The organism is Paenibacillus sp. NFR01, from assembly GCF_900111565.1.
GTDB lineage: Bacteria > Bacillota > Bacilli > Paenibacillales > Paenibacillaceae > Paenibacillus_AQ.
On sequence record NZ_FOIK01000001.1, the window covers coordinates 2033195 to 2058012 of the forward strand.

Sequence of the window (24818 nt, forward strand, 5' to 3'; positions counted from 1 at the left end):
GTTTACCGCCGCTTCTTATTCAACTGCCGCGTTGGCTTCTTCTTGAACCTTTTGCAGTGCTGCGCCCATTTTTTCCGGAGTGGTTTGACCGCCGATCAGCTTTTGGATCTGAATGTTGCTGATTTCAGTCGTTACATCCGCTTGCACGAGCGAATCGAATGCCGGGAAGGAGGATTGCGCGCTGTTCAGAACAGCCACGATTTCGCTCATCAAGCCGTCGGTAATATTTTGATTCAACACGCTTTGGTCAATCTTCATCGCCGGCAGAACGCCGTCTTCGACCAATCCGCGCAGCTGCATATCTTCGTTAAACAGGTTTTTGATGAAGGATTTGACCGCAGCCAGTTGTCGCTCGTCATCCGCAACGGAAGCCGAGAAGCCGTAACCGTTGTTCACGTCGCGCATCAATGCGGTTTGGTCACCCACGCCGCCGTCCACCGGAGGCATATTGAAGAAGCCGACTTTGCCGATCAAGCCTTCACCGGATTGGCCTTCTTTGAAGACGGACGATTTCCAGGTGCCGTCATACATCAGAATGGCTTCGCCGCTGGTGAATTGGGTTGTATATTCTGCGTACTCAAAGCCGAGTTCGCCTTTCTTGAAGTAGCCTTTATCCACCCATTCCTGATATTTCTGGAAGCCTTTCACGACGTTCGGATCGCTCCATTTGGCTTCTCCGGTTGCGAATTTGGCGGTGACGTCCGGTCCGGCATACCGGGACCACAAATGGTTCGCCAGCATCAGCGGTACCCAGCCCGCTTTGGAAGCGCCGGCCATCGGTACCTTGCCGTCGGCTTTGATGTCAGCCAGTTGCTGTTCCAGCTCGGCGAAGGTGGTAGGCGCCTTCCAGCCCTTGCTGTCGTAGTATTCTTTATTATAGAAGAAACCTTCGCCCGAGCCGCCGAGCGGCAGGCCGTAGATTTTGCCTTCATAAGTGAACGGATCAAGGTTGGAGAATTTATCTTTGATGCCCAGTTCCTCAAGGATCGGCGTCAGGTCAAGCAGTTTGCCTTCTTTGGCATAGATTTTGGAGTCCGGGCTGCCGAACAGATCGAAGATTTCGGGAGGGTTGCCGGCGGCCATTTCCCCGCGCAGCTTCTCTTTGCGGTTCACGTCCGAATCCACGCCGTCGAGCTTGAACGTCAGGCCGGGAACTTCTTCCTGCACTTTGTTGACTACGTCCTGCAGGATGGCGAGGCGTTTCTGTTTGTCCGCGCCTACTTGGGTATGGCGGATGGTCATTTCAAATGGTTCATCGTTAACCGGTGCTTCCGTCGCAGGCGCGTTGGTTGCAGTGGTTGTGTTGCCGGGATCGGATGTGGCGTTCGCATTGTCAGCCGCATTGTTATTGTTGTTGCCGCAGCCGGCCAAGAGCATGGAACTGACAAACGTTAGAGACAGAAGCAGCGTCAAGCCTTTTTTCATGTGGGGATGACCTCCTCGTTAATTATCGTTTATTTGTTCTCTTACAAGTTTAATTATAAGAATCCACTCCCCTTCCCGTAAGGTTAACATTCATCTAAAAGAGGGATAAAAACCTCTAATGTAAGCGGATACACTTGTCTTTCCTTACACAAATAGGTTATGTATTATTACATAGTTACTATAAGGCGCTTTTTTGAAAACGTATATATGTAATGTTACTTGCCGTAAAATCCGCTTTATTTTCATCCTATTTTTCATCACAGATATTCCAGTTATAAAAACTGCCTCCGGCAAATGCCGAAGGCAATACGCATACGCCCGTTATCCCAGGCTGACGGAATGAAGCTCAATGACTCCGCGTTCGACCGCCACGTTGATCACAGCATCACCTGAACCGGTTTCGATTAGCTGATACACCAGTGTTTTTCTTCCCTGTTCTCCTTCGCTCCCAGCTTCTGCGGTCAGCTCAGTATGCAAAATCTCCACGCCGTTCTGCTGAACGGTAAGCAGTGCATCTTCCTTGCAAACCAATTCCAGCTTGCCTTCTATTCCAGCGGCAGCACCTGTGAAAGAATACGCCGCATATTCACCCGCCCCTAGCTCAAGCGCCAGCAGATCCCAGCCGCAGTCAAAGAAAAATCGTTTGGACGCCGGCGTGTGATTCAGCGGCACAATCCGCATTCCGGTATCCGCGCGGTAGCCGTACAAATTGCCTTCCCTATGCCGGCCGCTATAGGAATGACCTTTCCCCGGGAATTGATCGAAATCGGTTGCCCGCAGGCGGGTTCCCGGCTGACGGAAGACCACGTTCGTCATGGTTGGGTTCGGCACGCAGTTCTCGGCCAGCATATGCTCCAGATATTGATCCAAAATCTGCTGCGCACGTTCAAAGCCCGGATGCGGACCGCCTGTCGTATAAGCCAAAAACTCATCCCAGCCTTCCGGTTTACGTACGGACAGCGGCGAATTGAAGCTCTCCATCTTTTTCCAAGGCCACAGATTATATCCGATCCCCAGCGAAACGGACAGCGGAAACAATGCGGCGAACCACTCGGTCAGATTCTCCCCCGATTCCCCGAGCCACAGCGGTTGATCCAGCTTTTCAGAGACTTCCAGGAATGAGCGGAACGCCTCCATACCCGGCGGACAGGCATAACGGTGGAAATGGATCACCATGTTGTCGTCATACCGTTTGTAAAAGATTCCCGTCTGTGTCGCCCAGTGATGTCCCTCCACCGACAGCAGATGAAGCGGGTCGATCGCGCGGATCGCCGGGATTACCGTTTCATAGAAGTCTACCAGGCGCTGCACCAGATAGATCTCATGCGTGCCTTCCATCAGGCCCGGCCGGACAGGTTCATTAAGCAGATCATAGCCGCCGACGATCCAGCGGTCCTTGTATCTGCGGGCAATCTCTTTCCACAGCTCAATGGCCTTATGCCAGCTGTCCCCATCCGTATAAAGGCGCGGAAATTCATCTACCGAATCATCAATATTGGCTCCCGTCTGACCGCCAGGGGCGCCGTGCATGTCCAGGAAGGCATAAATCCCGAACTCTTCGCACCAATCCAGGCAGCGGTCCAGCAGGCGGAACCCGTCTTCCTTGAAGTTTATGCCTGGTGCTTCTTCCATGAGTACCCGCCAATTGAACGGGATTCGCACCGAGTTATACCCGAGCTCCGCCATCCGGCGAATATCTTCCCGCGTCACATAGCGTTCACGAAAGCCCTTCCAAAAACGCCCGGCATATTCCTCGCCCGCCAGTTCCCGAATTACCGTCTCCATGCGTCGCTGACGGTCAAATCGCGTGCCGCTGGCGAGCCACATGTAGCCTTCGGGCAGCAGCCAATTGCCCAGTCCCCAACCGGCCAGAACAATCTCATTGCCGTCTCCGTTAACCACCTTACGGCCCTCGGCCCGCAAATAGCCTTTGACCAGCCTCCGGTCCGTCCGTTCAAACATACGTATGCCTCCTCTTATGCGGTATTCATTGCACAACAAAAGCCGCCTCGCAGCAACCCGGCTGGCAAAGCGGCTTCCGATATTCCCATTATACATCAGACAAGCGCTGTCTGCTTGCGTCCTTCTTCGATCAAACGGTAGGCGCGTTGCACTTCTTCGTCCGAAGGCGACGGCACGCCTTCCAGCTCATATGGCCGGCCGAGTTCCTGCCACTTGTAAATCCCCATTTGATGGTACGGTAAAATTTCAAATTTCTGCACGCCGTTCAGCGTACCGATAAAACGTCCCAGATTCACCAAATCTTCCTCTTTATTATGGATGCCGGGCACATAAACGTGGCGGATCCACATTTTGCGGTTATTGTCGGACAACCAGCGGGCCAGCTTCAACGTACGTTCATTCGATTTGCCGGTCAGCTTTATATGCGCTTCGTCATCGATATGCTTCAGATCGAGCAGCACCAGATCGGTTACGTCAAGCAGATCGCTGATTTTCGAGCCGTCATTGTAGCCGTTGGTATCCAGTGTAGTATGCAGGTTCCAGCGCCGCTTCACTTCCGTGAACAGCTGTTTCACGAAATGCGCTTGCAGCGTAGGTTCACCGCCCGATACGGTAAGACCGCCGCCGGAAGTTTTATAATAATTCAGGTAAGGTTCAATTTCCGCCAGCACTTCTTCAACGGTCATTTCCTTGCCTTCATTAAGTCCCCATGTATCCGGGTTATGGCAATATTGACATTTCAGCAGGCATCCTTGCATAAACAACACGAAACGGATCCCCGGGCCATCCACCGTTCCAAACGTCTCCAAAGAGTGGATATGTCCTTTAAGCATAAGAGGTCATCCTTTCGAAAACTTAAAATTTTAACGAATTTTAAGCAAGAGTTTACCGCCCTCTTGCAAGGGCGGCAGCTCTTAAATCTATATTGGTTCTTAATGATCAAGAATAATCTTACATGGAGCTGTGGAACGTACGGTTGATAACGTCCAGCTGTTGTTCGCGGGTCAGCTTGATGAAGTTAACCGCATAACCGGATACGCGAACCGTCAATTGCGGGTAGTTCTCAGGATGATCCATGGCGTCGATCAGTTGTTCGCGGTTAAATACGTTAACGTTCAAGTGTTGAGCGTTATTGTGGAAGTAACCGTCCATCATGAACACCAGGTTGGACTTACGGGATTCTTCGTCTTTACCCAGTGCCTTAGGCACGATGGAGAACGTGTTCGAGATACCGTCTTGAGCGTCGGAGTAAGGCAGTTTGGCAACCGAGTTCAGGGAAGCCAGCGCACCTTTCTTGTCGCGTCCGTGCATTGGGTTCGCACCTGGAGCAAATGGTTCGCCTTTCTTACGTCCGTCAGGTGTAGTACCTGTTTTCTTGCCGTATACTACGTTCGAAGTGATGGTCAATACCGATTGAGTCGGCATTGCATCACGGTAAGTTTTGTGTTTGCGGATCATGCTCATGAAGGTTTCAACCAGTTCAACTGCGATGCTGTCAACAGCATCGTCGTTGTTGCCGTAGCAAGGGAATTCGCCTTCGGTTTCAAAGTCGATTGCGATGCCTTGTTCGTTGCGGATCGGTTTAACCTTAGCGTATTTGATTGCGCTCAGGGAGTCGGCAGCAACGGACAGACCAGCGATACCGCAAGCCATCGTACGCAGAATGTCGCGGTCATGCAGCGCCATTTCAATGCGTTCGTAAGAATATTTGTCATGCATGTAGTGGATGATGTTCAGGGTGTTGACATAAGTCTTAGCCAACCATTCCATCATTGGTTTGAAGCGTTTCATCACTTCGTTGTAATCCAGATATTCGGAAGTGATCGCCGGGAATTCAGGACCTACTTGCGCGCCGGATTTTTCATCCACGCCGCCGTTGATCGCGTAAAGCAGAGCTTTCGCCAAGTTGGCGCGAGCGCCGAAGAACTGCATTTGTTTACCGATACGCATTGGGGATACGCAGCAAGCAATCGCGTAATCTTCACCCCAATATGGACGCATTACATCATCGTTCTCATATTGGATTGCGCTTGTTTCAATCGATACTTTGGCGCAGAATTTCTTGAACGCTTCAGGCAGTCTTTCGGACCAGAGAACCGTCAAGTTTGGTTCTGGAGCTGGACCCAGGTTGTACAGGGTGTGCAGGAAACGGAAACTGTTCTTAGTAACGCGGGTTGTTCCGTCTTCAGCCATACCGCCGATGGATTCCGTTACCCAGGTAGGGTCGCCGGAGAACAGGTCATTATAGTCAGGCGTACGCAGGAATTTCACGATACGCAGTTTCATTACGAAATGGTCAACGATTTCTTGCGCTTGTTCTTCTGTGAGCGTGCCTTCTTCGAAATCGCGTTGTGCATAGATATCAAGGAAAGAGGATACGCGTCCCAGGGACATTGCGGCACCGTTTTGTTCTTTAACGGCTGCCAGGTAACCGAAGTATACCCATTGTGTAGCTTCTTTAAAGTTGTTAGCCGGTTTGGAAATGTCCATGCCGTGTGCGGCAGCCATTTCTTTCAGTTCGCCCAGAGCACGGATTTGTTCCGACAGCTCTTCGCGAAGACGGATTACTTCTTCAGTCATGGAATCCACTTCAAGCTCGGCTTGTTGTTGTTTCTTGTCTTTGATCAGGAAGTCGATACCGTACAGAGCAACGCGGCGGTAGTCGCCGATGATGCGGCCGCGGCCGTAAGCATCAGGAAGACCAGTGATAACGCCGGATTTACGCACAGCTCTCATTTCCGGTGTATATGCATCAAATACGCCTTGGTTATGCGTTTTGCGGATATTCGTGAACATTTCGATGATGTTGTTAGGAAGCTCGAAGCCGTAAGCTTTCGTAGCGTCGATCATCATCTTGATGCCGCCGAACGGCTGGATGGAACGTCTGAACGGAGCGTCGGTTTGCACGCCTACGATTTGTTCCTTGTCCTTGTCGATGTAGCCTGGAGCGTGGGAAGTGATAGTGGAGACAGTATCCAGGGATACATCCCATACGCCGCCTCTTTCTCTTTCTTCCTTGCTCAGTTGGGAAATAATCTTCCACAGCTCAGTAGTGTTGCTTGTTGGGCCTGCGAGGAAATCTTCGTTTCCTTCATAAGGTTGGATGTTCTTGGAGATGAACTCGTTAACGTCAACTTTTTTGGACCATTTACCGTTAACAAAATTGCGCCATCCCGATTTTACGTTTTGTACTTCTTTTTCAATCACCGACATGCTAAATCCCTCCATATATATTTATATTAGTAGAGATCGCGGGCTTGAAGGTTGATCCCGTGTCTCGTGATCCCGCGCGCATGTCCAGTTGTTCTAAAATTCACAATCGGCTCTGCATATGGGACCGTGCTTTATACATACATTTTAGTTTATTTTCTGAAAATGAACTGTGACAAATATCACTCTGGGTGATATTTGTCACAAGTTTTTTCGACCATTTTCATCTATATAACGTAAATACCCTTATCTTACGCCAAACAATCTGTTATTAGTTGTCGAATCTGCCGTAGAAGGCGTTACGATAAACGTCGGCAAGCTCGGAAACGAGCGGCAGCTTCGGATTAGCTGTGGTGCATTGGTCTTCAAATGCGCGGTCAGCCAGGTAGTCGACACGGGATTCGAAGTCCTTCGGATCGAAGCCAAGCGCAGAGAACGATTCCTCGATGCCCAGCTTTTTGTTCATTTCGCGGATGGCGTTGATCAGGCTGTTGACGCCTTCTTCCGTCGTGCGAGCCGGCAATCCCAGGATGCGGGCGATTTCGGCATAACGTTCGTCGGCTACGAAATGCGTGTATTTAGGGAACGAAGCGAACTTCGTCGGTTTCTTAGCGTTGTAACGGATAACGTGCGGCATCAGGATGGCGTTGGTGCGTCCATGAGCGGTGTGGTATTGGCCGCCCCATTTATGCGCCAAGCTGTGGTTGATGCCCAGGAACGCGTTCGCGAAAGCCATACCGGCCAAAGTCGATGCGTTGTGCATTTTTTCGCGAGCCAAGCGGTCGCCGGTCAGAGCGGACTTCTCCAGGTATTGGAATACCAGTTGAATCGCCTTGATTGCCAGTCCGTCGGTGTAGTCACTGGCCATTACCGAAACATAAGCTTCGATCGCATGGGTCAGAACGTCCATACCTGTATCAGCTACAGCATTTTTAGGCAAGCTGTATACGAACTCTGGATCAATGATCGCAACGTCCGGAGTCAGCTCGTAGTCAGCCAGCGGATACTTGGTGTTTGCGCCGCCAGTTTTGTCGGTGATTACCGCGAACGAAGTTACTTCCGAACCCGTACCCGATGTTGTAGGGATGGCAACGAATTTCGCTTTTTTGCCCAGCGTTGGATATTTGTATACCCGTTTGCGGATATCCATGAATTTTTGTTTCAGGTTGTTGAAGTCTACGTCCGGATGCTCATAGAACAGCCACATGCCTTTTGCTGCGTCCATTGGCGAACCGCCGCCGAGTGCGATAATGCAGTCCGGTTGGAACCGGTTCATCATAGCCGTACCTTTTTCAACCGTTGTTGTCGATGGATCCGGTTCAACTTCGGAGAAGACTTCGATGGCAACCGGTGTTTGGCGTTGACGCAGGTAGTGCTCAACTCTTTCAACATAGCCCAGTTTCACCATCATTGGGTCAGTAATGATTGCAACGCGTGTGATGTTCGGCATTTTAGCCAGGTATTGCGTCGAGTTCTTTTCGAAATAAATTTTATCCGGCACTTTAAACCATTGCATGTTCACGGTACGACGGTTCACCCTTTTCACGTTGATCAGATTGATGGCAGTCACGTTTTGCGATACCGAGTTGCGTCCGTAAGATCCGCAGCCCAGTGTCAGCGAAGGGATGTTGGTGTTGTAAATGTCGCCGATGGCGCCGTGCGTCGATGGCGAGTTCACCAGAATACGTCCGGTTTGCAGACGGTCAGAGAATTTCATGATAACTTCTTCATTGTTCGAATGGATGGCCGAGCTGTGGCCCATGCCGCCGAATTCAACAACTTCTGCTGCGCGTTCGATGCCTTGATCCGCGTTTTTCACTTTGTAGCAAGCGAGAACCGGGCTCAATTTTTCAGCGGACAGCGGATATTTAGGACCTACACCTTCGATTTCGGCAACCAGAATTTTCGTTCCGGCTGGAACTTGGATTCCGCACATTTCAGCAATCTTCACAGCGGATTGGCCGACGATTGCCGGGTTAACCGCGCATTTCTCAACGTTCATTGCGCCGTTGGTCAGCTTGGCAGCTTCTTCTTTGTTGACGAAGTAGCAGCCGTTGGCGATCATTTTCTTCTTCACTTGGTCGAAGATCGCTTCTTCAATAATAACCGCTTGTTCGGAAGCGCAGATCATGCCGTTGTCGAAAGTCTTGGAAAGGATAATATCGTTAACTGCTTGGTCGATGTCAGCGCTCTTCTCGATGAAGGCCGGAACGTTACCAGGGCCTACGCCCAGAGCCGGTTTGCCGCAGCTGTAAGCCGCTTTAACCATTGCGCCGCCGCCTGTTGCCAGGATCAGGGCTACATCGTTGTTGTTCATCAGTGCGTTTGTTTTGTCCATGGTCGGTTGCTCGATCCATTGGATCAGGTTCTCAGGAGCGCCTGCTTTTACGGCTGCGTCGCGGAGAATCTTGGCGGCAGCGGCACTACACTCTTGCGCTGACGGGTGGAAACCGAATATAATAGGATTACGTGTCTTAGCGGCGATCAGTGCTTTAAACATCGTGGTGGATGTTGGGTTGGTTACCGGTGTGATACCCATAACGATTCCGACCGGCTCGGCAATCTTTTGGTAGCTGTCATATACGTTGTCTTCAATGACGCCTACAGTTTTGTCGTATTTAATTCCGTGCCAGATATATTCAGTTGCGAAGATGTTCTTCGTGATTTTGTCTTCGTATACGCCGCGGCCTGTTTCTTCTACAGCCAGTTTTGCCAGATACATATGTTTGTCGAGTCCGGCCAATGCCATTGCGTGAACAATCTTGTCTACTTGCTCTTGATCGAGTTTCATGAATTCGCTCAGCGCGACCTTAGCTTTATCCACCAATCCTTGGATATACTCTTCGCTTGTGATTTGTTTCACTTGCGTAGCTACCTCGTTCTTCACTGCCATTTCTCTCGTCCTCCTGTCAAGAATTAAGTTATTCTCTCTACGTGTTTTATATTAGCACATCCTCTGCGAGTTGTATAGTGAATTTTTTCACATAGTTTAAATAATTTTGATTTATTTTCAATAAGCGCTTTCATTTCACGTTATTTCCATGTTATAAGAACTTTCTATATTCAAAAAAATCGCCCTTGCAAGCATTCCTCATGCCTGCAGGGCGATTTTTTCAAAAATATGCTTGTTTTCGTTCGGGTCTACTCCACTTTGATGGCGTCAAAGAATTTCGTTTGAACGGTTTTTGCTGCATCGTCGAGCTGCGCCTTGGAGTCGGTGCCTTTCTTCGAGAACAGCTCCTGGATCACGTTCGACATGGTCGCATAGTAATCTTGCGTGTTGTATTGCGCTTCAGGCTTGCCGTCAAGCAGCGGCATGATCGCTTCATCGTATTTGTAGACTACGCCCGGATGCTTGTCGTATACGGCTTGCGTTTTCTTGCCGAATTCGGAATCGGAAGCAAAGTAGTCAAGGAGCGGCGGAATGAAGTATTTGCCGTCGGCTTGGCGTTGCGTCAGGATCGCATCCAGCGCGTCAAGGCCTTTGTCGGAGAAGTAGTCGAATGTAATATAACGGAATGCCATTTCTTGTTCGTCTTTAGTCGCATTCGGATTGATGACGAGATAGTCGCCGCCGAGTACGCCGGTATGTTTGCCGCCTTTTTCAGCTGCAGGCATCGGGTAGGTCAGCACGTCTTCCGGTTTCAGACCGCCTTGGTTCAGCGCTTGCTCGATTACGCCGTCAGATCCGGCCATAACCATTGCCGTACGTTGCTGTTGGAACGCGCCAACCGCGTCGCCCCAGCCCAGTGCCCAGTCTTGCGGAATCGCATTGGCTTCCCATCTCAGCTTCTTGTAGAAGTCCAGGGCTTTGATGCCGGCGTCGCTGTTGAAGGTTGCAACAACTTTGCCTGTGTCGGTGCTTTGGATTTCGCCGCCGGCTTCGAACAGGAAGTTGGTCCAGTTCCAGCCTGCTTCATTGCCTTTGCCCATCGGCGCGATGCCGGAGATGCCTTTTTTGGCGTCGGCTACGCCTTTGGCGGTATTCAGCATATCGTCCCAGGTCCAGTCAAGCGGTGGAACGGCTACGCCTTTGTCGTCCAGCATTTTTTTGTTGATCATCGTCGTGGTGACATAACCTTTTTGCGTTACGCCATATACCTTGCCGTCGATGATGAACTGATTTTGCAGCACAGGGTTGATTTGATCTTTGTATTCATAGTTGTTCCAGAGATCGGTAATGTCGGCAACCCAGCCCTTTTCCACGAGGAATTTCGCTTCGGTCGCATAAGTGTTGAAGAAAGTTGGCGCTTCGTTGGCTGCCATTTTTACGCCGATTTCGCTGACGTTATACTGCCAGTCGTCCTTGACGATTTCAACATTCGGATACACTTCCTGGAAACGCTTGATCTTGTCGTCTTCCTGTGCCCGCATTTCGGTAAGGTCAGGCGTCGGATAGTGAATTTTAATGGTTACTTTTCTTTGGGTGATATCGTCCGCTGGCGCATTTGTTGTATTTCCGCCATTGTCGGTTCCGGCATTGGTTGCCGCCGGCGAAGCTTCCCCTCCCGTATTTCCTTGTGCGTTGCCGTTGTTATTGTTGTTGTTGCCGCAAGCGGACAACAAGGAACCGGCCACAAGGAGGCATGCCAGTGCGCTCGAGAATTTACGCATTGTTACTCCCCTTTTCAATTCAGTTTTAGCTTACAAATTTATATTAAAAGAGAAACCGTTTACAAACGAGGTGTATTTTTACTTCTTCCATGTGCAGGTTTACGATTTAGCAGAGTGAAAACCAACACCTGATTTTACCCTTTTACCGCAGACAATGATACGCCGCGCATAATGAATTTCTGGAAGAGCAGGAATACGAGAATCGGCGGCACCGAAACCATGAAGAGGATCGCAAACTTGATATTATTGTTCAAAGCCTTGACGTTAATGACGTATTTATAAATTGCCGTAGCCAGCGTGTACTTGTCTTCGCTGTGCATGACGAGCGACGGCCAGAACCAGTCGTTCCATGCGGTGGAGAAAATAAAGATCGCCAGCGTGGCAAAAATCGGCACCGACAGCGGAACGGCAATCGTGAAGAAGCTTCTCGGCTCCGAAGCGCCGTCGATCCGCGCGGCTTCGAAGATTTCGGGATGCAGACCGTCGAAGAAGTTCTTCAGCAGCAGGAAGTAGAATGTATTCGCCCCCGCAGGCAGCCAGAACGCTGCATATTGGTTCAGCAGGCCGAGCTCCTTCAGGTTGACGAAGTTCGGAATCATATAGCTGGCCGCCGGAATGAACAGCGTCATCAGGAAGAAGAAATAGAATACTTTCTTACCCGGGACATTCATCCGCGAAATGCTGAAGGACGACATCCCCAGCACCACAAGCGTAATGACCATATTGCCGACGAAAATAAAGAACGTATTCTTCAGGAACATCAGCAGGTCGATATAATTCAAGCCTTCCTTCAGATTGTTGAAATGCCATTCTTTCGGGAAGAAATGCGGCGGAAAGGAATTAACCTCCTGGTTGGACTTCAGGCCGTTGAACATCGTCATCAGAATCGGATACAACATGGAGAACACCATCAATGCGATGAATAAGACCATAATTCCGTAAACGACCTTATTGCCGGTCTTTTTCAGATCGTGTTCCGACAGAATTCCTCTTTCAAAGCTGCTCATTTTAGTTGTCCTCCTTGTTAAGCTTGAACTGTAAGATGCCCAAACCGCCCAGGACAACAAACATCAGCATGCCGAGCGCCGTCGCCGTGCCGTAATCCAGTCTGGTAAACGCATATTTCACGATCAGCAGCGCGTAGGTCAACGTCGTATTGTTCGGACCGCCGTCAAGGAGGGCCATCTGCGATTGATACCCTTGGGAGGTACTGATGATCTGCAGGATCAGCATCAAAATAATCAGGTTGCGCATCGAAGGCAGTGTAATGTGGCGGATACGCGCCCAGACGCCTGCGCCGTCGATCTCAGCCGCCTCGTACCAGTCGCGCGGGATGCTCAGCACGGCTGCCAAATAAATCAGCATCCCGGAACCGAACTGCTGCCACGTCTCCATAAAGACAAGCGAGATCATGGACCACCTGCTGTCGGTTAGAAAAGCAACATTGTCCAGTCCCAGCGAGCCCAGCAGGGCATTGATCGGGCCTACCGGGTCATACAGCCATCTCCAGAGGCCGTACAGCACGACGGCCGGCATCACGTAAGGCAAATAAGCCGCGACGCGTACGAAACCGCCGAATTTTCTCAGCTCGGAAATCGCGATCGCAAAGGCGATCGGCACCCAAAAGCCGATGATCAAACAAAGGCCCATATAGTAGAAGGTATTCTTCAAGGCCGTCCATACATCCGGGTCGGTCAAGGCTCTATGATAATTGTCAAAGCCGACAAAGGTGTTGCCTTTGACAAAATCCACAGTATAAAAGCTGTACAAAAAGCCTTTAAAAATAGGAACCCACATGAACATGATAAAAATGGCCAGTGCGGGTACAAGGAACAGGTAGCCCCATAAATGTTTTTTCCATCGTTTCTCTTTGTACGGCATGCCTTTCAACTTCGCCTGTACGTCTTTTTCCATTACAGCGGTTTGGCTCATCAGTCTCCCTCTTTCTTATCGTCTTTCAGCGCGCGGACAAAGCAAAGCGCCTCCTACCTTAATTCTAGAAAAAGCGGGAGGCGCTGAACATGTGCAGTTCTATCGAAGTCGTAAGCGTTCTTACTTCTTCAGCTCGCTGGGACTGATGCCGTAATACTTTTTGAAGATTTTGCTGAAATGCTCGGGAGATTCGTAGCCGACCCGTTCGGCAATCTCGTAACGGCGCAGATCCGTGCCCAAAATCAGCTCGCGGCTCTCCTCCATGCGCAGCTTGATAACGTATTCCCACAGGTTATGGCCGGTATTTTTCTTAAAAAGATAGCTCAGATAGTTGGGGCTGACATGGTTTTTCTTGGCGACCTCGTGGATCGTAAGCCCCTTTTGCGCATAATTCTCTTCGATATATTCCTTGGCCTTCTGCACGATCTGGTTGCTGCGCGTGTGCAGTTCTTCGTCGGAAGGATCGGCGGCGTAGTTGTTCCAATTGAAATCGCCGTAGTAAAACACATAATGGTCGCTGTGCTCGCGGTTCCACAGGATGGCTTTGGAGGCCTGCCGGTTCAGCACTTCCATAAACGACAGTCCCTTCAGGATCTGGCTAATGCCGATGACCGCGTTCAAATGCAGGTATTTGTGGATATTGAAATGCAGGCTCCGCCCCAGCACGTCCAGCCGGCTGATCTGCCCGGAGGAGGACTCCTCGTATTCTTTTTCATTCCACTGGATAACGGCGGTAATCAGCCCGTCCGGAGAATAAAAGGCCAGCGAGTTCCACTCCTGGTCGAGCAGTTCTTTGGCAATATTCAGCGCGGCGTATTTGAACAGTTCCCGGTCGCGTTCGGAGTAGCTTTTATCCGGAATATGCTCCGGCAGCGGCACCTTGATTTTGAGCACCGAGAAAAAGGGGCCTTTCAGCTTCAAATCGGCCAGCTCGGGCGCACGTTTCGGATCATTCAGAACGGTCTCCGGTTCCTCCAAAAGCTCGCTGAGCAGCTTGTTCAGCTTCGGATGCGTCTCCTCCAGACGGAAATTGTCCCCGAATCCGGCCATGTAGCTGGCCAGCTCGGGCGTCTTCTTGTCCATCTTCAGCAGGACGCTGCGCACGGAGTCGAGAAACTGCTCGCTGTTCAGCGGTTTGATCAAATAATCTTTGGCTCCAAGCCGGACCGCCATCTGGGCGTATTGGAACGTCTCGTGGGCGGAGATGACGATGGTCTGCATCCACGGCTTCATCAATTTAGCATGCTGCATCAGCTCGATGCCGCTCATAGCTCCCATCTGGATATCCGTCACGAGCAGGTCGATCTCCTCCATGCGGATGCAGTCCAGCGCCTCGAATCCGCTGCTCGCGGTATAGATATGATCAATCTCCAGGCCCGAAGAAGCCAGCAGGCTGCTCAGCCCCTTGCAAATCAGCGGCTCATCGTCCACAACGAGAATGTTGAACATGACATTATCCCCTCTCTAGTTCGTTTGGTCCGACCGCGGCAGTCTTATGGTAACCACGGTCCCCCCGCCGTCACGCGCGGCGTACCTCAGCCCATATTCCGGCCCGAAATGCAGCTGGATACGCTGATTGATGTTTCGTATGCCATAGCCGCTGCCCGGGTTCTCGTCGCGGAGCACCCGCTCGATCGCTTCATAATCTACCTTGCGGTAGCCGTTGTCTTCGATTGTAACGATAACGGTATCCTCTTCGGTTCGGGCGCGTATGAGAATTTCGCCGTCTTCCTCCATATTCTTGACGCCATGGATCATCGCATTTTCGATCAGCGGCTGGAGCGACACCTTCGGAATCAGGTTGGTCAGCGTATCCGGCTGAATCTGCCAGTTCACGGAGAAGGCGTACTCATAACGGTGCTGCTGCAATTTGACGTAGGCGTTCGCATGCTCCAGCTCTTCCTCCAGCGTAATCAGCTCCCGTCCGCGGCTCAGGCTGATCTTCATCAGCTTGGACAATTCCTTGATCATTTCCGCGGATTCGGCGTTTCCTTCCAGCGAGCTTTTCCAATAGATGCTCTCCAGCGTGTTGTACAATAAATGCGGATTGATCTGCTGATATAACAACTGCAGCTGCGATTCCTTCTGCTTAAGCTCCATCTGGTATTTATAGAGGATCATGTCGTTCAACCGGCGGGCCATGTCGTAGGTGGAAGAGATCAGCAGACTAACCTCATCGTTGCTGCCCCGGCGAGGCGTCTCCGGCACACGGTGGCCCGGCTCATATTTGCGGACGAAAAAGGCCAGCTTCTGCAGCGGCATCATCAGCGAGCGCCAGAAATACGTAATAATCACCAAGCCGAACAGCGCATAGGCGATGGTTATGTACAGAATGACCCGTTTCATTTCGCTCTGCTGCTGCAAAAGCGCTTTGACCGGGATTTTATAGACCAGCTTTTGGCCCAGCGCATGATTGTTGTTCACGACGTAAATAAAGTCGCTGGTAATGACATCATGGGTTCCATCGGGATCGCCGCTTTCGGCGCCAGTCGGCAAGTCGATCACGTCGCCGGTGGAATTATTCGTAGCTGCCAGCACCCGGTTGTTCAGGTCGGTCAGGTAAATTTCCCCTTCAGGCAGGGAGACCGATTTGAGCGACTCGCCGATTTTGGTGTCCATCTTGGTGACGACCAGCACGCCGATTGTTTTGGACGCCTTGTAAATATTGTTGACGGCCCGCACATAGGTCAGCGTTTTGCCGGCTTCGGCCTGATCGCTGAGCCGTTCGGTGAACATCAGGTAACCGCGCCCTTTCTTCTCCACCACCTGATCGAACCAGACGGGCTTTTCATCCTTCGAGAAAAAATAGACTCCCGCTTTCTTCACCTGCGGAAAATTCGGCGCGAAAAAATAGTAGTTGTCGGGATCATACACGTAGAGCGAATAATAGATGCCGTCTCCCCGTTCCGCCCCCTGCGAATAACTGAGCAGCAGCTTCTCAATGCTCTCATAGCGGGAAAGCCGTTCCAGAATTTCATCATCGCCGGACATGTTGAGCTGCTGGATCATCGGGTTCTGGATGACGGTGCTCGTGATTTTGCTGACGGTATCGATATCCCGGTTGATAATGGCAAAGTTTTGCTTGTTCAGCTCAACGTAAGCGTTCGTCACATGCCGTTTCAGGATCTGCTCCGCCTTATAGTTGCCATAGCTGTTCAATATGATGATCGGCGTCAGCATGATGACGAACAGCAAAATCAGCTGCTGCTTGACGTTCAGCCGGAGCAGCGGTTTCATTAATGAAGACAACAAACTGGATACACCTCCAGGATAAATAATATACCAAACGGCGAAACGCTTACATAGGTTTATTTTAAAGATGATTATGTTTATTTGTACGCATTTTTAATTCAGGTTAAAATAAGCTCGCTTATTTGATATCTTCAGGCAGATGCTCGGGGCAGCGCACAAAAACGCCCCGCCGACGATGGCGGGGCCATGTGCAGCGGGACGTTTGGATGAAGATTCAAACGGCATTTTTCAATTCAAGAAATCAGACGTTCAATGCGAACAATCCCGGCACGACGTAATCAGCCAGCTTTAAGATTTCCGGGCTGCCGATGCCGACCACCTGCATACCGGCGGCTTTGCCGGCCTCAACGCCCGCCTCGGCATCCTCGAAGACGACGCACTCAGCCGGCGTCAGCTTCATCTCCTCGCACGCCTTTACGAACACCTCGGGATCGGGCTTGGCTTTGGAGACCTTATTGCCGTCGATAATGACGTCGAACAGTCCGGTGATGTTCAGCTTATCCAAGATGAACTCCGCATTTTTGCTGGCCGAGCCAAGCGCGATGCCAATCCCTTGCTTCCGCAGCGACTGCAGGTACGTCCGCACGCCGGGCAGCAGCTCTGATTCATCCAGGCGCGAGATGTAATCAACGTAGAGGCGGTTTTTCTTGTCCGCCATCGCCAGCTTCTCGTCGTCGGAGAAGGTGAGGCCGCCGATCTCCAGCAGGATATCGAGCGAACGCATCCGGCTGACGCCTTTCAATCGTTCGTTGTCCTCTTCCGTAAATACAAAACCCAACTCCTCCGCCAGCGAGCGCCAAGCGAGAAAATGGTATTTGGCGGTGTCGACGATGACGCCGTCCAGATCGAAAATTGCACCTTTCATTTGCTCCAGCATGTACGTTCTCCCTTTTATCGTTTATTTATGTTCTGCCGCCGCTGTATAAAGGTTCAGCTCCGCGCCAGGTTTACACGGCGTTGGCTCGGTCCCGGTCAACCCGAACGCGAGCGCTTCGGTATTCTCCGCCGCTGCGGTTACCGTCACCGCCTCGCGGCTGACGCGCAGCCGGTAGATGTTGCCCCGCAGCACGACCGGCAGTTCCACCGCCGTCCAGGCCTTCGGCAGAGACGGGTTCAGGCGTACCGCAATGCCGTCGAACTGCAGGCCGGCAAAGCCGAGCACCGCCGCCATCCACGCGCCGCCATTCGCGGCGGGATGCGTGCCGCCGATGTACAGGTCGCCGACGTATTGCTTCGACTCGCCGGTCAAGTCCACCGTCGCCGTCCGCATGAAATACGGGTAACCCCAATCCGGCATACCGACATCCGCCGCAACCAGCGCATAAATGCACGGGCTGAGGCTGGAGCCATGCTCCGTCCGCGGCTCGTAATATTCCCAGTTGGCTTTTTTAACTTCCTGGCTGAAAGAGCCTTTGAACAGATTAAGCATCAGCACAACGTCGGCCTGCTTCAGAATCTTGGTGGTGGTCGCCAGTCCGTTGCCGCCGCCCCAGTATTCGTTCTTATGAATGACCCGGGCTTTCAGATCCGGCAGCGCCACATCCTCCAGCGTCGAATAACGGTCAAACTGCTCGATGACAAGCGACTGCGGGTCCGGCTGCGGCATATAGAATTGCTCCAGCATTTCCGTGAACTCGCCAAGGAACGGGCCACCGGCAAAGCGGGACTCCAGGGTATTCCAGGCTTCAGGATATTTCGCCTTCATTAACTGCGCCGTCTGCAGCGCGATGTCCAGCGTCTCGCGGACCAGCGCATTCGTGAAGGCGTTGTTGTTCACTCTTTCATGGTATTCGTCCGGGCCGGTAACATCAAGGATTTCGAAACGTTTTTTAACCGGATTGTAGTAAGCATAGGAATAGAAGAAACGCGCGCATTCGAAAATAACTTCCGCCCCGCCGTCCCGGAGGATGCTGTCGTCGCCGGTGAAGGTTACATATTGCCACAGGCCGTGCACGACATCCCCGCTGATATGCACCTGCTTGTCGCGGAAATACGTGCGCATCGGACGTCCGGTAAACACGTCGTTGACGTTGAACAGCGTACAGGCGTCGTCTCCGCTGTCCTGGCTCTCCCAGGCATAGAAAGCGCCCAGATAGCCGTATTCCTCCGCCTTACGGCGCGCCCCGTCCAGCGTGTGGATACGGTACATCATCAGGTTGCGGGCAACGGCGGGATCGGTATGAAGGAAAAACGGCAGCATGAACATTTCCGTATCCCAGAACACAGCGCCTTTATACACTTGGCCCGACAAACCGCGGGCCGGAATCGACACCTTCTCTGACCCGGTCGGCGCGATGATCAGCAGCTGATAGATGCTGTAGCGCAGCGCAAACTGCGCGGCATCGTCCCCTTCAATCCGGCAGTCGCTGTGCGCCCACCGGTCCTCCCAGGCTTGGCGGTGTGCGGCAAGCAGCTTGCCGTAACCGGCTTCCGCGGCGGCCGTCACCGCATGCACGGCAGCGGTAACAGGCTCCTCCGCATCCAGGCCGGTGTATACGGCCGCGTATTTAAACCATTCATATGTTTCGCCGGCTTTCAGTTCGGCGGTAATGATCCGGCGCGTTCCCGCTGCGGAGGCCACCGCTTCGCCGAAGCTGCATACGGTCCGCTCGGCGACGGCCACCGGCAGTTTCAGCTCGCCGGTAATAGCGCTCGATACCAGCGTCTCGCCCTGCAGCTCTTCCTGCCGGCCGAACAGATGGGGACCGTTGATATCCCAGACGTCGCTATCAATCCCTGTCTCGATAACAACCTTGCAGTCGTGCGTCGCCTGCAAGGTCAACCGGCTGGCCAGCATATGCAGCAGCTCCATGCTGGCAAAACGTTCGGCGGCAAAAGTCAGCCGGCCTCCGTTCTCCAGCGCGTACACCGTCTCCCGGCGGTGTACCGCGCTGCGGATATCCAGCTCCTGCACGTGTTCGAGCGGTGCGTGCTCAAGCACGCTAAGCTTCTGCTCACCATAGCGGAGCACGGTGAACAAACCGTTTGGCACGTTGACCGGCTCGCGCCACTTATCGCCGGCTTTGTCGTATAGGCCGGCCAGGGTCACGGCAGTGAGCTGCGCCTTGCCGTATTCCTCCAGCGTGCCCCGGTAACCCAGGTAGCCGTTGCCGGTCATGTATTTGTTGCCGTTCGTCGTAATCAGACGTTCTTCATACGAAGTGTCGCTGACCGTCCAGCTCATAGAACAACCGTCCCTTCGCGGCGGGCCAGCTTGGCGCCTTCCGCATCCACTTTCACCGTTTGGCCGTAAACGACGATCTCTGTGCTGCCGCCTTGCGGCGCGGTGATCATCACCATGTCTTTGGTGACGGCGATGTTCAGCAGCACGCCCTCGCAGGTTACGTTGAAGCTGTACGAGCTCCACCGTTCCGGCAGCGACGGCTGGAAGCTCAGGCGTTCGCCGTCGGATCGCATGCCGCCGAAGCCGTATACGATATTCATCCAGGCTGCCGCGATCGAAGTCGTGTGCAGGCCTTCGCGGGTATTGCGGTTGTAGTTGTCCAGGTCCAGACGGGTCGCGAATTCGAAGAAATTATAGGCTTCCTCATGTTTGCCGATCTCGCTGGCAATGATCGAATGAATGGACGGCGAAAGCGACGACTCATGAATGCATCTCGGCTCGTAATATTCGTAGTTGATCCGTTTCGCTTCTTCCGTGAATTCGCTGCTGTACAGGAACATGAACATCAGCACATCCGGCTGCTTGATCATGTCGTAGCGGTACAAGCGGTCGTAAGACCAGTTGGAGTACAGCGGGAATTCCGTAACCGGAATCGAATGGATGTCGATATGCGGCAGATCGAAAAATCCGTCATGCTCTTCGTATACGCCGGTTGCCTCTTCCAGTGGAATGCGCATATGCTCCGCCTGATTGCTCCAGTTCTGAAGTTCCTCGGCCTGAAGCCCGGTTTTGGCCGCAAGCTGTGCGTACAGCTCGGGTGCCTGCTCCTTCATTTCGGACAACGTGACCAGCGTGTATTCGAACGATTTTTTGGCCATCAGGTTGATGTAGCAGTTGTTGTTGACCATGAGCTGGAATTCGTCCGGCCCCATAACGCCAAAATAGCCGTATTCGCCGCTGCGTTGCCCCCATTGGCCGCGGGTTGCATAGAAACGGCTGATCTGGATCAGCATTTCGGCTCCTTTTTCATGAAGGAATTCACGGTCTCCCGTGTTCTTCACATAATGCCAGATGCCGTAGGAAATCGCGGTGCCGACATGCAGCTGCAGGTTGGAGTGCTGCCACAGGTCGCAGCTTTCCGTGCCGTCGATCGTGGAAATCGGGTAGCAGGCGCCTTCGCAGTCAACGGCCTTGGCCCGTTCCATCGCTTGCGGCAGCGTTTTGTAGCGGAATTCCAGCAGGCTTTTGGCCGCCTTCGGATTATTGAACAGGTAGAACGGCAGGCAGTACGCCTCCGTATCCCAGAAAGCCAGTCCGCGGTATGCTTCGCCGGTCAAACCCTTGGCTCCGATATTGAAGCCCGGATGATCCCCGTGATAGGTCTGGTAGAGCTGGAAAATGCAGAAGCGGATGCCCTGCTGGTTCTCCGGATCGCCGTCGATGACGATGTCGCTGGATTCCCAGATGCCTTTCCAATAAGCGGCCTGATCGGCAATCACCTGCGCCGGGTCGGCTTTTACCGCTTCTTCCGCAAGCTTAAGGCCTTCGGTCCAAAGCGCGTCATCCTTAAGCGGACTTACGGCTGCGGAATAGTTGAATGCCAGCTTGGCAAAATCCGCAGTCTCGCCTTCGGTCAGCTTCAGCTTAAAGCTTTTTCCGATAAATTTATCCCGCCGGACCTCCTGCGCGTCAATCGCCTGGGAAGATTTCAGCGTGAACGCGGAGAACAGCCGGTTCTTCGTGGTCAAGGTCTCGGCCATGATCGCAGACACCGCGCCGGATGCTGCGCCGCGCAGCTCGTTCCACATGCACTGATGCCGCTCTTCATGAATCGTGCCAAAATCTAGGCCGGAAACGATGTCGGCTTCGCCCGAGAAGTTCAACGGCTCAAACTCGATCTTTTGCAGCCCCAGATTGGCGTTCGTCATGCTGACCAGCCGGGTAAAACGCAGCTTCAGCTCTTTGCCGCTGCCCAGCTTCCAGACGAATTCGCGCGTATACGTGCCTGTGCGGAAGTCCAGCGTACGCTTGTAGCCGCTGACGCTGCTGGAGGCGAGATCGAGCTGTTCTCCGTCCACCGTAATCCGAGTGTACAGCCAGTCCACCGCACTGACCATGTAGCGCAGGAAACGGATGATGCCTTTATAATGGTTGGTTACCGGATTTTCCTCAAATAGGCCATTGAAATAGCTGCCGAGCAGCATGTCGCCTCCATAGCCTTCCTCCGCATACCCGCGGACGCCCATATATTCGTTGCCGAGCGAAAAAATCGATTCCGACACCCGGTTCCGCTGTGGATCAAAACCTTCCTCAATTACTGCCCACGGATCTACCTTTAAATATTTGTCCGCTACTTTTGCCATCTCTGATTTCTCCTTCTCCCGAGGTATTTCCGGGGATGCCCGCGCGGCGCGCAAGCTTTCCGGACGCTCACCTCCTAGATTAGCCCGCACCGTAGCCGAGGCCAATGTCAGGCTGTAACAGAGTTATGTGCATTTTTACGGAGTTGAAAGAAACGGCGGTTTCAGATATGATCTATATCATGGTGGCCTAAAACGCAAACGGATGTACGCCAAATAAGCAGCTTATCCCGCGACAACTGCACGAGAACGCTGCTTTTTTTTGAAACCCCGGAGACTTCCGCCACGTAAAACATATCAAATCTCACACATTAGAAGTGAAAATAATCACAATGTTGAAATTTCGACACTTTTTCGCGAAAATTCTTAACCATAATGAGGGATTTCAATGTATAATTAATTTAAAATTTACTGAAAAACTGAGGGAATAAAGGGGATATCGATTATGATAAAGGAATACTACAATGTTATCGAAGCCCACGGGAATACGAACTGTTTCTCCGAACAGAATTTCAACCGACTGCTGGTCACGATGAAAGAACGCACCGTTCCGGAAGGCTCGCATCTTTTCTGGGAAGGTGACTATTCGGATAAACTGTTCTATCTCAAACGCGGCCGCGTGAAGCTGACCAAATCGACTGACGAAGGCAAAGAACTGATTCTTTATATGTATCAAGCCGGCGACATGGTGGGTCAGGCAGACCCGTTCTTCAGCACGAAACACAGCTTTACCGCCGAAGTCATCGAAGAAAGCGAAGTCGGCGTTATTGAACAAAAGGATCTGGAGATCCTGATTTGCCAGCATTGCGATTTTGCCATCGACTTTATGAAATGGATGGGCATCCATCACCGGCTGACCCAAACCAAGTTCCGCGATCTGATGATGTACGGCAAACCCGGCGCGCTTTGCTCCACGCTGATCCGTCTCGGCAACACGTACGGCGAGAAGAACGGCGAAAGCATTCTGATCAACAAAAAGATTACGCATACGGATCTGTCCAACATGATCGGTGCCACCCGTGAGAGCGTCAACCGCATGCTCAGCGATCTGCGTAAAAAGGATGCGGTGGAATACGAAAACGGCATGATCGTTATCAAGGACCTCGGCATGCTGCAGGACATCTGCCACTGCGAGCTGTGTCCGAACGAAATCTGCCGGATTTAGTTTCCTTATTCATCTTACCCTCTATTCTCCTCAATGAAACATATTTGACCCTAGCATATTCAAAAAAATAATAGAGTGGTCACAGACGCCCGCGCGGCGTCTTTTTTTTGCGCCATCCGTGCCTGGGCTCGCTTCTGACTCCCATCCCTGCCGGCGCCTTCCCAGGCTTCCCGCTGCACATCACATCCCAAAAGGAGGAACCGAGTCTCGCATTGTTGGTCCTCGGATGATGTCGCGTGACCTTTTGCTGGTAACAGGTGCCTAAGAGATTGCATAGTGTCCTTCATGCGACGCCCTAACGGACATGAGCGCCGCTATTTACGGGAAATACGCCTATTTCCTGCTGCAACGGACATCAAAGCCGTTATTGGCCGCCAAAATGCTGAAAATCAGTAGTTGGAAGGCAAATAACGGCTCTCAGGTCCGTAAGGGACGCGCCAAGGGGTCGGAATGTTGGTATTGGCACGTTGGGGTCGGTGTTGGGGCGTTGGCGTGTTTGCGTTGGCATTGGGATGTTGGTTCTGCAAAATTAGAGGAGTAGACTGTCCCCTAACCGGTCTTCGGGACGCAAAAAAGCCGCTCCACGGCTCCAGGGAGCCACAGAACGGCAATCAGTAAGGTGCTTGCTCTTTGCTTGCTGTTACTTATTTTTGCTGCGTACCGGCGAAATCAGCCAGTATGCCATGCCGACGAATACTCCGCCGCCGACGATGTTACCCAGTGTGACCGGCAGCATATTGTGCATCCAGCCGGCAAGGGTAATGGTGTCCGGATGGTTTGGCAGCAGCAGCGCTACGCTCAGCAGCGTCATATTGGCGACGCTGTGCTCATAACCGCTGGCGATGAAAGCGAAGAGACACCACCAGATGAGCACCAGCTTGGCGCTTTCGCTTTTGGCGCGCGAGGACATCCACAGGGCGAGACAGACAAGCCAGTTACACAGAATGCCGCGGAAAAACAGCTCAGAGAACGGCAGCGTCATCTTTTTTGCCGCCGCTACGAAGATCAAGTGCTCGGCAGGGGCGGCTTTGAACAGGCCGGTTCCCTGAATGAGCAGCGCCAGGACGACAGCTCCGGCCACATTGCCGAGGAAAACAACAATCCAGTTCTTCAGCGTGTCCCAGACGCTTGTTCGGCCCGCCAGCGTGCTGACGGTAAAAAACATATTGTTGCCGGTAAACAGCTCCGAGCCTGCGAACACGACCAGCGTCAGGGCAATCCCGAAGGACGTCCCCATGACGAGCGGCTGAAACGGCGATTTGATGGCGGCCAGCGGCGCGCCGAGCGTGAAAATTAGGATAATGCCGATTCCGACATAAGCGCCGGCCAGCAGTGCGGCCAAGAAGTATTTGGGTAAGCTTTCATTCATCTTATCCCGTTTGCCTACCGCCGTTTCTACAATGGTTTCCACGTTTTGTGTGAACATCGTTTCCCCGCCATTCTTAATAAATTGTTATACTGCAATAATTACCGCGCCTTCTTCCAGGCGTACCGGGAACGTCCGTACCTTGCCGTGGTCCGGCGCCTGCACGTCGCCGGTCTCAAGATCGATTTTCCAGTCATACAGCGGGTCGTACAAATACTTGCCGGAGACGATCCCCTCGGCGAGCGGCCCGCCTTTCGGATGAGGATTTTTGTTCTCTACGGCGAAGAAGCGGCCGTCCGAAATGCGGAATACGGCAAGCTCGATTTCGCCGGCCTGCACAACCCGGCCGATCTGCGGCAGAAAGCTTTCCGCCGCGCCAACTTTGAATACTTTTTCGGTCAGTTCCAT

General features: G+C 52.4%; 16 protein-coding genes. 1 reads left to right on the top strand and 15 read right to left on the bottom strand.

From position 1 onward, the window contains the following. Positions 1–15: 15 nt before the first annotated feature. The 13 genes from BMW84_RS09470 to BMW84_RS09530 form a co-directional block, all read right to left on the bottom strand. Positions 16–1425 carry an ABC transporter substrate-binding protein gene (locus BMW84_RS09470; RefSeq protein ID WP_091067036.1) on the bottom strand — a complete coding sequence of 470 codons (1410 nt, stop codon included), beginning with the start codon at positions 1423–1425 and terminating at the stop codon, positions 16–18. 321 nt (positions 1426–1746) lie between these two features. Continuing rightward, a complete protein-coding gene (locus tag BMW84_RS09475) occupies positions 1747–3387 on the bottom strand; it encodes a glycoside hydrolase family 5 protein (RefSeq protein ID WP_091067039.1) in 1641 nt (546 codons plus the stop codon). A 95-nt stretch (positions 3388–3482) separates the two neighbouring features. Continuing rightward, complete coding sequence (pflA, locus tag BMW84_RS09480) at positions 3483–4220, bottom strand: pyruvate formate-lyase-activating protein (protein WP_091067041.1); 738 nt, start codon at positions 4218–4220, stop codon at positions 3483–3485. 118 nt (positions 4221–4338) lie between these two features. Next, a complete protein-coding gene (gene pflB / locus BMW84_RS09485) occupies positions 4339–6600 on the bottom strand; it encodes a formate C-acetyltransferase (RefSeq protein ID WP_091067044.1) in 2262 nt (753 codons plus the stop codon). Between the two features lie 268 nt (positions 6601–6868). After that, the gene (gene adhE, locus BMW84_RS09490) at positions 6869–9490 is read right to left on the bottom strand and encodes a bifunctional acetaldehyde-CoA/alcohol dehydrogenase (protein WP_091067047.1); all 2622 of its coding nucleotides are present in this window, start codon (positions 9488–9490) and stop codon (positions 6869–6871) included. 248 nt (positions 9491–9738) lie between these two features. Beyond that, the gene (locus tag BMW84_RS09495) at positions 9739–11211 is read right to left on the bottom strand and encodes an ABC transporter substrate-binding protein (protein WP_091067050.1); all 1473 of its coding nucleotides are present in this window, start codon (positions 11209–11211) and stop codon (positions 9739–9741) included. A 134-nt stretch (positions 11212–11345) separates the two neighbouring features. Next, complete coding sequence (locus tag BMW84_RS09500) at positions 11346–12218, bottom strand: carbohydrate ABC transporter permease (RefSeq protein WP_091067052.1); 873 nt, start codon at positions 12216–12218, stop codon at positions 11346–11348. A gap of 1 nt (position 12219) precedes the next feature. Further along, the gene (locus BMW84_RS09505; RefSeq protein ID WP_254772952.1) at positions 12220–13125 is read right to left on the bottom strand and encodes a carbohydrate ABC transporter permease; all 906 of its coding nucleotides are present in this window, start codon (positions 13123–13125) and stop codon (positions 12220–12222) included. A 138-nt stretch (positions 13126–13263) separates the two neighbouring features. Further along, a complete protein-coding gene (locus BMW84_RS09510) occupies positions 13264–14592 on the bottom strand; it encodes a response regulator (RefSeq protein ID WP_091067058.1) in 1329 nt (442 codons plus the stop codon). 15 nt (positions 14593–14607) lie between these two features. Next, entirely contained in the window at positions 14608–16380 is a 1773-nt protein-coding gene (locus BMW84_RS09515) for a cache domain-containing sensor histidine kinase (protein WP_091067061.1), read from the bottom strand. Positions 16381–16636: 256 nt separating this feature from the next. Further along, positions 16637–17272 (bottom strand): beta-phosphoglucomutase, encoded by a 636-nt coding sequence (gene pgmB, locus BMW84_RS09520; RefSeq protein WP_091067064.1) that lies wholly within the window; start codon positions 17270–17272, stop codon positions 16637–16639. Positions 17273–17293: 21 nt separating this feature from the next. Then, positions 17294–19579, bottom strand: a complete 2286-nt coding sequence (locus BMW84_RS09525; RefSeq protein WP_091067066.1) for a glycosyl hydrolase family 65 domain-containing protein — start codon at positions 19577–19579, stop codon at positions 17294–17296. Then, positions 19576–21882 (bottom strand): glycoside hydrolase family 65 protein, encoded by a 2307-nt coding sequence (locus BMW84_RS09530; RefSeq protein WP_091067069.1) that lies wholly within the window; start codon positions 21880–21882, stop codon positions 19576–19578. The genes BMW84_RS09525 and BMW84_RS09530 overlap by 4 nt, the downstream gene beginning before the upstream one ends. Before the next feature lie 445 nt (positions 21883–22327). Here BMW84_RS09530 and BMW84_RS09535 point away from each other — a divergent pair, with 445 nt between their 5' ends. Next, the gene (locus tag BMW84_RS09535; RefSeq protein WP_091068234.1) at positions 22328–23044 is read left to right on the top strand and encodes a Crp/Fnr family transcriptional regulator; all 717 of its coding nucleotides are present in this window, start codon (positions 22328–22330) and stop codon (positions 23042–23044) included. Between the two features lie 640 nt (positions 23045–23684). Here the strand turns inward: BMW84_RS09535 and BMW84_RS09545 are convergent. Together BMW84_RS09545 and nirD are read right to left on the bottom strand one after the other, a co-directional pair. Next, positions 23685–24470 (bottom strand): formate/nitrite transporter family protein, encoded by a 786-nt coding sequence (locus tag BMW84_RS09545; protein ID WP_091067075.1) that lies wholly within the window; start codon positions 24468–24470, stop codon positions 23685–23687. Between the two features lie 27 nt (positions 24471–24497). Continuing rightward, positions 24498–24818, bottom strand: a complete 321-nt coding sequence (gene nirD, locus BMW84_RS09550) for a nitrite reductase small subunit NirD (protein WP_091067078.1) — start codon at positions 24816–24818, stop codon at positions 24498–24500.